Origin of the sequence: Trinickia sp. LjRoot230 (assembly GCF_964253315.1) — a bacterium.
Taxonomy (GTDB): Bacteria; Pseudomonadota; Gammaproteobacteria; order Burkholderiales; family Burkholderiaceae; genus Trinickia.
The window spans coordinates 105,334-117,761 of sequence record NZ_CAXUQX020000002.1 but is presented as its reverse complement, the minus strand read 5'-3'; the positions used below and the strand labels follow the sequence as shown (position 1 = coordinate 117,761).

At 60.9% G+C, this 12,428-nt stretch carries 13 protein-coding genes; 5 read left to right on the top strand and 8 right to left on the bottom strand.

Features of this window, described 5'->3' with window-relative positions; translation table 11 throughout:
• Positions 1–326 precede the first annotated feature (326 nt).
• Both ACSQ20_RS19825 and ACSQ20_RS19820 read left to right on the top strand, forming a co-directional pair.
• Positions 327–863 (top strand): cytochrome b, encoded by a 537-nt coding sequence (locus ACSQ20_RS19825; RefSeq protein WP_436023447.1) that lies wholly within the window; start codon positions 327–329, stop codon positions 861–863.
• A gap of 332 nt (positions 864–1,195) precedes the next feature.
• Positions 1,196–1,654, top strand: coding sequence for a hypothetical protein (locus tag ACSQ20_RS19820; RefSeq protein WP_436023445.1), 459 nt, complete (start codon positions 1,196–1,198; stop codon positions 1,652–1,654).
• A gap of 38 nt (positions 1,655–1,692) precedes the next feature.
• Here ACSQ20_RS19820 and ACSQ20_RS19815 read toward each other — a convergent pair whose 3' ends face one another.
• The 3 genes from ACSQ20_RS19815 to ACSQ20_RS19805 form a co-directional block, all read right to left on the bottom strand.
• Positions 1,693–3,036, bottom strand: a complete 1,344-nt coding sequence (locus ACSQ20_RS19815) for a leucine-rich repeat-containing protein kinase family protein (protein WP_436023443.1) — start codon at positions 3,034–3,036, stop codon at positions 1,693–1,695.
• An 80-nt stretch (positions 3,037–3,116) separates the two neighbouring features.
• On the bottom strand, positions 3,117–3,719 hold the full coding sequence (locus tag ACSQ20_RS19810; RefSeq protein ID WP_436023441.1) for a DUF1571 domain-containing protein: 603 nt from the start codon (positions 3,717–3,719) through the stop codon (positions 3,117–3,119).
• Between the two features lie 34 nt (positions 3,720–3,753).
• Entirely contained in the window at positions 3,754–4,350 is a 597-nt protein-coding gene (locus ACSQ20_RS19805; RefSeq protein ID WP_436023439.1) for a short chain dehydrogenase, read from the bottom strand.
• Between the two features lie 110 nt (positions 4,351–4,460).
• Here ACSQ20_RS19805 and ACSQ20_RS19800 point away from each other — a divergent pair, with 110 nt between their 5' ends.
• Positions 4,461–4,949 (top strand): SRPBCC family protein, encoded by a 489-nt coding sequence (locus ACSQ20_RS19800; protein ID WP_436023437.1) that lies wholly within the window; start codon positions 4,461–4,463, stop codon positions 4,947–4,949.
• Between the two features lie 25 nt (positions 4,950–4,974).
• Here the strand turns inward: ACSQ20_RS19800 and ACSQ20_RS19795 are convergent, their stop codons facing one another.
• The 3 genes from ACSQ20_RS19795 to ACSQ20_RS19785 all read right to left on the bottom strand — a co-directional run bounded on the left by ACSQ20_RS19795 (position 4,975) and on the right by ACSQ20_RS19785 (position 7,249).
• On the bottom strand, positions 4,975–5,244 hold the full coding sequence (locus ACSQ20_RS19795; protein WP_436023435.1) for a hypothetical protein: 270 nt from the start codon (positions 5,242–5,244) through the stop codon (positions 4,975–4,977).
• Between the two features lie 366 nt (positions 5,245–5,610).
• The gene (locus ACSQ20_RS19790) at positions 5,611–6,903 is read right to left on the bottom strand and encodes an RNA polymerase sigma factor (protein ID WP_436023433.1); all 1,293 of its coding nucleotides are present in this window, start codon (positions 6,901–6,903) and stop codon (positions 5,611–5,613) included.
• Positions 6,893–7,249 (bottom strand): YciI family protein, encoded by a 357-nt coding sequence (locus ACSQ20_RS19785; protein ID WP_436023431.1) that lies wholly within the window; start codon positions 7,247–7,249, stop codon positions 6,893–6,895. Before ACSQ20_RS19785 ends, ACSQ20_RS19790 begins: the two co-directional genes overlap by 11 nt.
• A 221-nt stretch (positions 7,250–7,470) precedes the next feature.
• Here ACSQ20_RS19785 and ACSQ20_RS19780 point away from each other — a divergent pair, with 221 nt between their 5' ends.
• Positions 7,471–9,513 carry a hypothetical protein gene (locus ACSQ20_RS19780; RefSeq protein ID WP_436023429.1) on the top strand — a complete coding sequence of 681 codons (2,043 nt, stop codon included), beginning with the start codon at positions 7,471–7,473 and terminating at the stop codon, positions 9,511–9,513.
• Positions 9,514–9,531: 18 nt separating this feature from the next.
• Here ACSQ20_RS19780 and ACSQ20_RS19775 read toward each other — a convergent pair whose 3' ends face one another.
• Positions 9,532–10,164, bottom strand: coding sequence for a CGNR zinc finger domain-containing protein (locus ACSQ20_RS19775; RefSeq protein WP_436023427.1), 633 nt, complete (start codon positions 10,162–10,164; stop codon positions 9,532–9,534).
• Between the two features lie 92 nt (positions 10,165–10,256).
• On the opposite strand from ACSQ20_RS19775, the gene ACSQ20_RS19770 reads away from it, so the two are divergent.
• Positions 10,257–11,147, top strand: coding sequence for an alpha/beta fold hydrolase (locus ACSQ20_RS19770; RefSeq protein ID WP_436023425.1), 891 nt, complete (start codon positions 10,257–10,259; stop codon positions 11,145–11,147).
• Here the strand turns inward: ACSQ20_RS19770 and ACSQ20_RS19765 are convergent.
• A complete protein-coding gene (locus ACSQ20_RS19765; RefSeq protein WP_436023423.1) occupies positions 11,111–12,343 on the bottom strand; it encodes an MFS transporter in 1,233 nt (410 codons plus the stop codon). The two genes, ACSQ20_RS19770 and ACSQ20_RS19765, sit on opposite strands and share 37 nt — an antisense overlap.
• Positions 12,344–12,428 lie beyond the last annotated feature (85 nt).

Here is a 12,428-nt window from a genome sequence, read left to right as displayed (position 1 = left end):
CGGATCGGAATGGAATGGTTATTTAATTCGGTACTTTTGATTTTATTTTGCAGTCATCAACCCTGGAATTAACAATTTTTAACATTTATCAATATCGTTGATTGTCCTTTCACACGTTTTGATATCGTTTTTTCATTATCCGGCTCGATTACAAATAACGCCTGCTACGTAATCGTCGGCGCAAGCGAACGCCCTCCCGCCATCGGGTTTCCAGAACCACCGCCCTTGTGCGCGCGACCGATTTGGGATCTCACTTTGTCCGCTTAAGGTTGGGCTAAGATCGACGTGCGATCCTTCGTGCGTTCGTGAATAACTAAGGAGTCCTAATGAGTGTCTCGCAATCCTCGAAGGCTGCAACGTACGACGGCTTTGCGCGCTTCCTACATTGGCTCGTGGTGCTGCTCGTTGCATCACAGTTTGTCATCGGCTGGGCGATGCCGGACGTTCATCGCGACACCTTGCCGGAAGGCTTGATCGCCTGGCACTTGGGCGTTGGCGCAGCGCTGGTTGCCGCGGTGGCCGCTCGTATCGTCTGGCGGCTCACGCACCGCCCGCCACCCGACACACAGCCGCCACTCCTGCGCTTCGCCGCGAGTGCGACACATGCGTTGCTTTATGTTGCGCTCATCGCTGTTCCATTGCTTGGGTGGGCCAACGCCTCGTCGCGAGGCTGGGCGGTCAAACTCGCCGGCGTCGTCAACCTTCCGGCGCTGGCAGAAAGGGGCTCGTCGATCGGACATGAGATGGGTGACGTCCATCAAGCGCTGGCCTGGGTGCTGTTGGCATTGATTGCAGCGCACGTCGGCGCCGCGCTTTATCACCGGTTCGTTTTGAACGATACGGTTTTACAACGGATGATGTAGCGTATTCGGGCAGTCGGGCTTTGATTCGCAACCGGAAGGACGATCACGGACCAAGCGGCGTATAACCGAGGGCAGCAAATCTGCACAGCGAGAATTCAATGCATGTCCATCAGTCGCGCGCTGCCGCGGCCCGGGAGCAAAGCGATCTTTGCGAGAACATCGCATCGTTTCCGACCCGCCGTTCCGCGGCGACCCCACTTGCCCTATTCAGCGGACCCGCCGGCTTGCCTGTTGCCAGACCAAGGCGTGACTCGGAGGCAAGTAACCTGGCAAGCAGCGCTCGTGTGGCACGTAAGTCGAACGACCCCGCCGAGCAGATAACGCGGCGGAACATGAACGCGTGGTTCAATGCGACCATGCCAATCTACGCTGTACAGGCGTTGCGTGGAGATGGCACGTCACTTCCTCCTTCCAAAGAAGACATCATCAACGCCGCGCTATCGAACGACACCTGCCACATTGCAATAGTCGGCACGTTCACGCACATCGAAACAACGGGTGCTGGGCCTCGTCTAGGGGTCGAGAATGCCATCGATAGGCTCGGCGCAATGCTCACCTTTTACGGGAAGCGCGTCATCTACGTGACGGGCAACGCCGCTTCGACCAGAACCGAAATCGAGAAGCTTTGCCATGGCACCCGACCACCCGAGCAACGCGGCTATATCACGCGAGACCCAAGCGGCAGCGCAAGCCATCTGCCGCCCGCGAGCGACATGCCGTCGAGCCCGGCGACGTATAGCCGTGCGCCTGACCTGATCATCACCGTCGAAAACAAACCATTGGCCGCTTGAGGCTTTACGCCCGCTGACGGCGTGAGGCGGTAGCGCGATCAGAAAGATGCCTCGCAGTTGCGCAGCCTCCCGGCAATCGCATCAAATGAAGGCCTGCTGCCGACGTCTTCGCTCAAGCACGCCGCGGCGAGCGCTTCGATCTCGCGTACGGCGGGCGAGCTTCCCTCCTCGCAACGCTCGATCAGTTCCTCGAGCAGATAACCAAACGCTCGCACCTCCAACCGCTGCAATAAGAAGCCGAGCGCAGCATCATCCACGTCATAAAAAGACGCCGCCCCGAAATCTCCGAGCAACGCACGCCCGGCGCCCCCGTGCAAAATATTGTGCGCGTATAGATCGCCATGCATGATGCCTCGCGCATGCAAATGACGCGCAGCCGTTGCGATGCCGTATGCGAGGCGCAATACCGATGCAAGATCGAATCGCGCATCCGCGGCGTAGCGATCACGCGTGCAAGATTCGAGACTCGGCGGCGCGGCGAGATTGGCAAATGTCGGATCGATCAGTGCCATGACAAGGCCGTGTTCATTCATCGGATGCTGTTTCACATTGCCGATTACGCGAACCAGATTCGGATGATGCCCCGCGCGAATGCATGCGGCCATCTCGCATTCCGGCAAACCGTCGCTCGTCACTGCGCCCTTGAAAAGCTTCAAGGCGACCGGCTGAGGTGTTTCGTCTTGATTGTCGAGTCGCCTCGCCGCGCGATAAATCACCCCTGATGCGCCCTCCCCCAACTGCCGCTCGAGCGTGAGCGCGTCCCAGTGGACGTCGGCGATCTGCGTATCGATTGCGCTTGACGGCGCGCGCTCCAGCGCTTCGGCGAACGGGTTGCCCGCATAAGCGAGCCATGCCAGCCGCGGCAAGCGTAGCAGCCATCCTGGCAACTCGCGTAACCGGTTTGCCGAAAGGCGTATCAGTTCGAGCCGCGAGCACGATGACATTGCGTCGGGTAACGTCCGCAACCGGTTCCCCGCAAGCATCAACTTCTGTAGCAGCGAACAGTGACCGATCTTCGCCGGCAGCGTTTCGATCGCGTTATCGGTCAAGATCAACCAGCGAAGCTTCGGAGGAAGCGATCTGCCCGACACCACGCGTATGCGGTTCGCCTTGAAGCCAACCATGCTCAGCTGTGCGCACTCGCCCAATACCTCCGGCAATTCAGTGAACTGGTTATTGGAGGCAAAGATGATTCGCAATTTGCTCAGTCGCGCCAAGTCATCGGGCAGCGTCGACAGCGCATTGCCGGAAAGGTCGAGAACTTCGAGCGTGTCGGCAAGATCGAAAATCGCGCGCGGAAATTCGGTCAACCCACAAGCGAGTTTGAGTTGCCGGGCGCCTGCAAATTGCCCGGACTGCAGTTGGTCAAGCGAAGTCGTCACAGTCGGAAGTAAGGTTCGGCTGCCGGTGAGAATCGGGCAAACTCGTCGATTCTACCCGGCATCCGCGCGACCACCCGCTATTACCCGAATGGGCGGAGCCGCGAACTCTGCGCGTCGATGCGCAGATCCTCCATCAACACCGTTTCGATCGGCTCGTGCGATGCGCCCTCGCTGACGACCTTGATCGGCAGCGAATGCTCTTCATCGAACCACAACGCGTAGCGCGATACGCCGTTCGCCGTATGTCCGGGCGTTCCGGTCACGATCACATGCGACGCCCGATGCGCGCCGACCATCTCGACGCCTGCGGCTTGTGTATCGCCGTGCTGTTGCAGCGTACGAACGTTGACGAGCAACGCGCCAATGTCGGACTGATCGACGCGGTGACCCTTTGGGCTTCGAATCATAGGGTTGTCAGGGCTCAAGACGAGCTTCGGGAACGTATCGAGGCCACGTGGCCATAGCAGGACCTCGCCTGTTTCAGGACTGTAGACAAGCGTCGCACCGGCATGCGGACGAATGAAGTCCATTCTGACGAAGCCGGGTTTGCGATAACCGTACAGAGCTTCGACCAACTCGGCGCCCGCTGACATCGATTTCAGTGTGACCTGATAATTCGTCAGCGCATCGAAGCGTGCTTGCGCGACAGCGACGAAGTCGCGGTCTGTGGAAAGCGCATTCATCAGTGCATTGACCAACGTAATGATGAACGCACGGTCAACGTGCGGCCAAGATGACTTGGCCCGTGATGTTTTGCGTCACACAGGTCAGAAACGCCTGTGCAACCACGGCGGCGCGCACGCCTTCGTGCGGGTCGCGACCCATCGCCTGCAACGTTTCGGCCACCCATCCCGGGCTCACCGCGTTGATGCGAAGCTTGCCGGCAAGCTCGAGCGCCGCCGCACGCACAAACGCTTCAACGCCCGCATTGACGACACTGACCGCGGCGCTTCCTGGCACAGGATGTTGCGCGAGCACGCCGCTCGTGAGCGTGATCGAGCCACCCGGCTTGACGGCCTGCTGTGCGCAACGCACCAGATTGACCTGTCCCATCAACTTGTTCTCGAGGCTGAATGCGAAATCGTCGTCAGTGAGCGCGTCGAGTGGCGCGAATTTTGCGCTGCCGGCTACGCAGATGACCGCATCGAGTGCGCCCGCCTGGCGGTATAGCGCGGCAATCGACGCCTTATCGGCGATGTCCACCGTGAGCCCAGACCCTTTACGGCTAGCGCCGATGACCTCGTGCTCGCGCGACAAGAGACCTACGATTTCTTTGCCCAACAGCCCTGTGGCCCCGATTACCAATATCCGCATCGCCGCCTCCTATACTCCACTCGAACGTGATCGATTGTGGCGCACCGCTTTGCGGCACGCAACGCCCGCGAGAATCCACCTGCATATCGCGAAAAAGGAGGGAACAACACATGGCGGAATTCCGTCTGGCCACCTTATGGCGCATCGAGGCGCCGATACAGGCGGTGTGGGATGCGATCCATAATTCGATGCATTGGCCGCGATGGTGGCGCAATGTCGAGGCAGTGCGCGAATTGGAGGCGGGCGCATCCGATGGTCTGGGCGCCGTGCATCGCTATACGTGGAAGGGCGTGCTGCCTTACCGCGTGATCATCGACGTCCGCGTCACGCGCGTCGCGCCGCTCGTTGCGCTCGAGGGCCAGGCCAGCGGTGCGCTGGAAGGCGTGGGACGCTGGCATTTCGAAGCTGACGGCGGCCGCACTCTGGTGCGCTACGACTGGCATGTCAGAACGGCCAGTGGCTGGATGAACGCGCTCGCGCGCACACCGTTTGCGCGCGGGGTATTCCGGTGGAATCATGATTGCATCATGCGCGAAGGCGGTGAGGCGCTCGCGCGTCTGCTCGAGGCACGTCTGATCGATATTGAAAACATCGAATAACGAAGGTGCCTCGAGGCTGCAATTCTCAGGCGTATCGAGGCTGCATGGGTAGACGATCCGCAATCGCACCGGCGGCGTTGCTCAGTGTGCGCCTGGCGTCGCCGAGCATGCGTTTGCTTCGTTGCAGCACGCCTTCGCTGTCAAGGCCGACCGCGGCGTCACCGGGCGCAAGGACAACCTGGGCGTCGTCCTGGCCTAATTTCTCTATTGCCTCCTTCGCCGCTTCATCGGGGGGTAGCCCTTTATTGAGGGCCTCTAAATATGATTTATCCAGCTTGTCCTCGGCACCTTGCAATATGTCTCGCGCTCGATCCCCGGCGTCACCTCCGCCGCTTCTTCTCGCCATAAGAAATTGCACGGGCTGAGCGTTAGTTCGCACTCCTAATGAACTTGGCGACCGTGGACCGATTCCATGTAACCCTGCTAGCTTGGGATGGGCTTCGGGGCTAAGGGCACCGCTTGTCGATACCTTGTCCATACCACCCGATTGTTCGCCCTTGTGAGAAAGCCGAGCGACCCAACTCGCTGTTACGCCAGCTACGCGATTCATTGACTTCGCCCTCCATGAAAGTAGGAATTCAGGTTGGCCGATAACATACCGCTTGCGCCATCACACTTTCAGCACAATGCGAGCCAATCGATGACATACCGAACTCGCCATTCACCCCACGGTGTTGTCACGTGCGACGACTGCGTCCGCGCGTAGCTGCAAAAACCGTCGGACCGCCGGATCAGGCTCGAGCCCGATCGCGAGCCGATACGCGTCGCTGCTCGCTTGCCATGCACCAATGCGTGCCGATAGCTCCGCGCGCACGGCCCAGTAGGGCTGATATTCGGCAAGCCGCGCATCATGCGAGAGGGCGTCGAGCGCGGCCAGGCCAGCCGCGGCGCCGGCCGTTTCGGCAAGTGCCACTGCGCGATTGAGCGCCGCAACCGGCGAACCGCTCAGCGAGCACAACACATCGTACAGCTGCACGATCGCGCGCCAGTCCGATGCGCCACCGTGCCGGCGCACCGCGTGTGCCGATTGCACCGCGGCTTCCAACTGATAGCGGCCAACGCGCCCCGCACGGCTTGCACGACTGAGCAGCGCTTCCGCTTCGTCGATGGTGGCACCATCCCATAGCGCCACATCCTGCTCGCTCAGCGGCACATAAACCCCGTCCGTCGTACGGCGCGCCGCACAGCGCGCGTGCGTGTGAAGCATCAGTGCAAGCAATCCGAGCGCCTCAGGTTCGTCCGGCAATAACGAAACCACCAAACGCCCGAGCCAGATTCCCTCATCGGCCAAATTGCGGCGGCGCGCGTCGCTGCCGGTCGGGTCCGACCAACCCTCCGAATACACGGCATAGATGGCATCGAGCACCGCATCGAGCCGTTCCGGAAGCTGGCCTCGCTCGGGCACCCCGAGTGCGATGCCGGCCTCGCGGATCTTGTTCTTCGCGCGCACGAGCCGCTGGCTCATCGTCGACGGCGCAACCAGGAATGCCGATGCGATGGTGGCCGCATCGAATCCAAGCACCGCCTGCAGCACCAGCGGCGCACGCACGCTGCGCTCAAGTGCCGGATGCGCGCATGCGAACATCAATTGCAAGCGCTCGTCGGGAATCCCCGCCGTTCCATCGTCGGCATTGCAATCCGCTTCGAGATCCGCCAGCCATTGAAGGTACTGGCTCGCCTCGGCTTCGCGGCATCGCCGCCGCGCAGCGTCGACCATGCGTCTGCGCGCGACCGTCAGCAGCCACGCATCGGGCGTGCGCGGCACGCCGATGCGCGGCCAATCGGCGAGCGCTGCCGCGAACGCATCGGCGAGCGCGTCCTCGGCGCCCGCTACGTCGCGGCTGCGCGAGGCGAGCACCGCAACCAGCTTCCCGTAGCTGTCCCGGGCTGCCGTTTGCGCGGCGCGCGCCGCGGCGGACGCGGCGTTGACGTTGGCGTTTGTATCAATACTCACTGCGCGGCCAAATTGGACGAACCTCCAACGCACCGTATTGCGCGCCCGGGCAGCGTGCGGCCCACGCCAGGGCTTGATCCAGATCGGGCACGTCGATCAGGAAGTAGCCCGCCAACTGCTCACGCGTTTCGGCGTACGGCCCATTGAGCACTTCGGTCTTGTCGTTTCTCGTGCGCACCGTCGTGGCGTCGTTGCTCGGGCGCAACCGCTCACCTGCGCGCAGTACTTGCGCTTTTTGAAGCGCCTCCGCGTAGGCGCCGAACGCGGCGGTCATCTCAGCGCCCTGCGCGGGCGTCATCTCGCGGACTTTCGCCTCGTCACGATAAATCATCAACAGGTATTCCATGAATTGCTCCTTCGGTTATGGCAACGCACCGCGCGCTGCATGAACAATGTCGGACGGCCTGCGACGATTTCGACATGCAGCGCAAAAAATAATTGTTCGAGGGATATTACCCGTACTTGCGAGAAAGCTTCGGTTGGGAAAGTGATGCTTCGCGAAGAGACGGGCGTGAGGTGCTTCGTCGATTTATCGTGCGTCGCAACGAGTGTAAATGGAGAACAGGCATGCGGCGCATTGATGGAACCTCGGACTCGGGAGCGTCTCGCGACCCGCACGGCGTGAACGCGTCGGAGTCGCCTGTCGCGAATGATCGGCAGAAGATGCCGCAAGGCGACCCCGAATTGCCGCCGTCGTCGCGCGTCGCAGGCAAGATACCGACCGACGAATCCGAGGGCCTCATCCGACGGTCTGCGCTACCGATGCCACCGACGGACTACGCCGGCCAGGCGCACGTGGCCCGGGTTCTCAACGACGCCCAAAACGGCGAATCGCTCACGCGAATTCCTGCGGCCTACGCAAAAAACCTTTACTACAGGCGCGGATTTGAGCCACAAGCGGTGCGCATCCCGCCGCGCGCGCTACTCGCCAACGACATGCACACCGCATGGATACCGCGCGGCTATTCGATCGAACTGGAGGTCGGCCGTGGCGTTTCAGCATCGGCGCGGCGGCTCTTTGTCGTGCGCTCCGGCGAAGCGCTCGCGGAATTGACCGTGGATGGACAAGGGCGCGTCACCGCATTCACAAGCCCGTGGAGCGCGTCCCCCGACGATGTCGCAGCGGCATTCGAGTGCCTATCCTCCATTCCGCTGTTCCGCGCGACAGCTCAGCGCTTCGACGTTCCATCAATGACACCACAGGCGCGGGCGCACAAACTGGAAAGCCATCTATTGAGTTCGGACGGCGTTCGATGGGAAGCTCAACTCCCGAGCGGCAACCTAGTGGACCTCAAAAGCATTACGACGGCGAAAAAGGACGGGGGCATTCCATTATCGTTTCGCGAAATACCGCGGGAACATTGGAACGGCCCGCTGAACGCGCTGATGCACCGAATCGCGGGAACGTGGACCTTGCCGGACGAGCGAAAAAAGGTCATCGATGTCGCGCTGGAGCTGGTGCGTGAACTCGAACCTGCCAATGCGCTCTCGATATTGCGCACCTTCTCGCGCGAACTGCCGCGCATTGATCAGGACAGGGACTACGCCGTCGACTGCACGATGAAGGAACTCAGTCGCCTCGCGCCGCTCACTCCGGACGCACACGACGACCACGCAGCTATCTTGACCAACATCACCGCGGCAATGCCGGCGGGCGCGGACATGCCCGCTGAAATTCGCGAACATGTGCAGCGCCTACCCGGCGAACACCGGGCGGGACCCATCGGCGAGTCTGTGCGACGCGGATCGATCAGTGATGAATCATTCAAATCGCGTTGGCGCGATAGCTGCACGTTGCCCGATTCCGCGCAAGCACAAGCTCTGCCGGCCTTCGCCGAGGGGCTGCGCCATCTGCAGGACGAGATCTTCGCCCTTGCACAATGGCAAGCAATCCGCGATGCCGGTTCGCGCCTGCTCGCCGACGAACCCGTCAAGCGCATGCAAGTCGCTGGCCTGCTCGCGCAAGCAATCGTGAAACTACCCGTTTCAAGCCGCGGTGAAGCGTTCGCGCAGTTGAAACATGACATTGAGGCCTCGCACGATACGTTCGACAACTATCGCGCGCGTACTCATCTCTCCGGGGCGCTAATCGGCATGATCGACGCTTTGCCCGCACTGGCCGGCGCATCCGCCATGTCGGATACACGATCGCCATCGGCAACCGAGGCGGCGCGGTGGATCATCGATCAGATTCAGGCACTCCAAATAAGCCGGGACGGCAGCGCAACTTCGGCGCTCTTCGGCGCGCTGGGCAAGAACCGCGGGTCATTTGCCATCCTTTTAGACGCCGCTCAGAAAACGCCCGACGAATCGGAACGCGAAGCGGCACTCAGTACGCTTTGCATGATGTGCGCGGGCTTCAGCGGCCTCCATGGTTCGGTGGCGACGCTTCGCTGGTACCGGCTGGCCGAGACTGTGCAGGAAAGCCTGCCGGAAGCACGGCGCGCAGCGCCATACCGATTGTTGACGATGTTCAATCCAGATTCCAGCATGCCCTACGCCCTACAAGCAATGGTTTGGGCTGGCCCGGAAAACGTCGGAAAAGGCCCATCGATTCTTCGTTTTCACCCAACCGAAGACACGGCCACGATTGCCGAGTTGGAAGCATGACGCACAGGAAACCACCGCCTAACGTTTACCTTTCAGCCGCGCTGCCGAAACCTGCTTCGTCGCAACATAGTGCCTTTGTGCCTTCGCTCGATTGCCGCAAGTCGCCATCGAGCACCACCTGCGTGATTTACCACGCGAAAGATCGAGAAAAAGCCAAGTGCACGCGCTGCATTCTCTTACATCGAGAACGTGCGATTGCGCGAGCAACGCATGCACAGTCAACGCAAGGCGGTCTTTGATTAACGCCCCTCCCGAATGCCTGGAGAAGACCTTCCAATATGCAAGCCCCGCGTCGGGAATAACGAGTTCCGACTGCGCGACTGCTTGCGCCACGTGCGTTTGTAACGACAAACGCGCAACCCGCGGAACACGCGTTCCCGTTGCGATCGCCGAAAACACCATATACGCCGTTTCGCGAAAATCGATCAACGCATCGAGTAGTGCATCGGGACTCGGGCGCGCATCGCGCAGTGTGCGCTGTTCTGCCGACGTCAAGAACCCATGACGACGAGCCCATTTCAGAGCAAGACCCCAGTCGGTTATCTGCTCGTTATCACGCGTCTTTCCGCTGCCGCCACACGTGTTTATAAAATCGAGTATCGGGTGCCCGCCGATATCGATACCCGTATTCCTATCGTTTTTCCTCGTCATACTAACCTAACCTCCTTGAACCATTTTACTGGTTAGTGTACCGTCTACGAAACCGCCGTGATCATCAATGCGTCAAAGGAAAGGAAAGGAAGATGGCACCCTCGCCTCACCAGTCCACTCATGCGTTGCCGCTCGACGGCACGTTCGTCTTCGAAGGCCAGTCAATCCGCTACGGCGTCATGGGCGACGGCGAGCCGCTCGTATTCATTCATGGCACGCCGTTTTCGTCGCAGGTATGGCGGCGCATTGCGCCGATCGCCGCGCAGTTCAGGCGCGTCTACTATTACGATCTGCTCGGCTATGGCCTATCGGCGCAGCACGATGCGCAAGACGTATCGCTTGGTATACAAAACCGGGTATTGTCGGCATTGTTCGGGCACTGGGGTATAAGTCGGCCCGATGTCGTCGCCCATGATTTTGGCGGTGCAACCGCGCTACGTGCAGCGGTGCTCGATCATTGCGAATACCGTTCGCTGATGCTCATCGATCCGGTAGCAGTGGCGCCCTGGGGCTCGCCATTCGTCCGGCACGTTCGCGCTCACGAGCAAGCTTTTGCGGAGGTCCCGGCCTACATTCATGCGGCGATGGTCGACGCCTATCTGCAAGGTGCCGTGCATCGCGAATTGACAGCCGACGCGCTCGACATTTATGCATCGCCCTGGAAAAGCGAGGTCGGTCAGGCAGCGTTTTACCGGCAAATCGCGCAGATGGATCAGCGCTACACGGACGAAGTGCAGCAACGTTATGGCGAGATTCGCTGCCCCGTGTCGATTCTCTGGGGAAACGAAGATCGTTGGATTCCAATCGAACGCGGCATCGAGTTAGCCGCACTGATTCCCCGCGCGCAGTTCGCAAGCGTGTCTGGCTCGGGCCATCTGATGCAGGAAGATGCTCCCGAAGCGATCGTCGCGGCGTTGATGGGGTTTTTGCAGTTGGCGCAGGGGCGTCAGCAAACTTCCGATTCGGCGCACACGCGGCATTGAAGCGCCGCGCTACGCTTGTTCGTGCGACGCTGCACGAACAAGGACAACGCCCATACGCCGAGACCACCCAGCGCGAGCAATGCGCCTACCGGGCCAGGGGAGGTCCAGCCGAAACCGCCCGCGATGGCAAGGCCACCAAGAAACGGACCGAGTGCGTTGGCCGTATTGAAAGCCGAATGGTTGAGCGCTGCCGCCAAGCCCTGCGCATCTTCTGCCACGTCCATCAGCCTCGTTTGCAGCACCGTGCCAAGCGCACCGCCGATGCCGATCATGAATACGAGTACCGTGATCGCCCCCACGTTTGGAGCGGCGAACGGAAACAACAGCAGCGTGACGGCACTCCAAACGAGCAACGCGCCGGCGCTCGGCATCAGCGCACGATCGGCAAAAACCGGCACCACTAGATTGCCGACCGTCAGTCCGACCCCGAACACGCTCAAAATCAATGATGCGGTAGTCACCGAAACATGCGTGACCGCGTTCAGCACATCGGCCAAATAGGTATAAACGGCGAACAGCCCGCCAAACCCGATGGCGCCGATGCCGAGCGTAAGCCATACCTGTGGCCGCGCGAGCGCACCGAGTTCACGTAATGGCCCGGCGCCCGGTTCGGCCGGTGCGAGCGGTGCCCACAGGCGGACACACGTCATCGTGAGCGCGCCGAGCATGCCTGCGAATGCAAAGCTCCAGCGCCACCCGATCGCATGGCCCAACCAGTTCGAAAGCGGCACGCCGACAATCGTGGCAAAGGTCAATCCGAGAAAGACGCGGCCAACCACGACGGTGCGCCGATCTTCCGGTACAAGTGACGTTGCGACCAGCGCCGCGACGCCAAAATACGCGCCGTGAGGCAACCCGCTCAGAAAGCGGAACACGAGCATCCAGTGGTAATTCGGTGCGATTGCGCTAAGGCCATTGCCGATAGCAAACATGGCCATCAATGCAATGAGCAATGTGCGGCGATCGAGACGCGCGCCCAGCACTGCGAGCGTCGGCGCGCCGACGACAACCCCAAGCGCGTACGCGCTGATGACGTGACCGGCCGTTGGCGGGTCGATACCGAGGCCCTCGGCGAACAACGGCAATAGGCTCATCGTCGCGAATTCGGTGGTGCCGATCGCAAATCCGCCGACGGCGAGCGCAAATAGCACGAGGCCGATATGTTTTCCAGTACGCGCCTGGGTGGAACGCTGCATGACATCGCTCATCGCTAGCCGAGCCGGACGATAAAGCCGGCAATTCTACCGATATCGGCAAAACCACGTACGGCGTGGCGCCGGT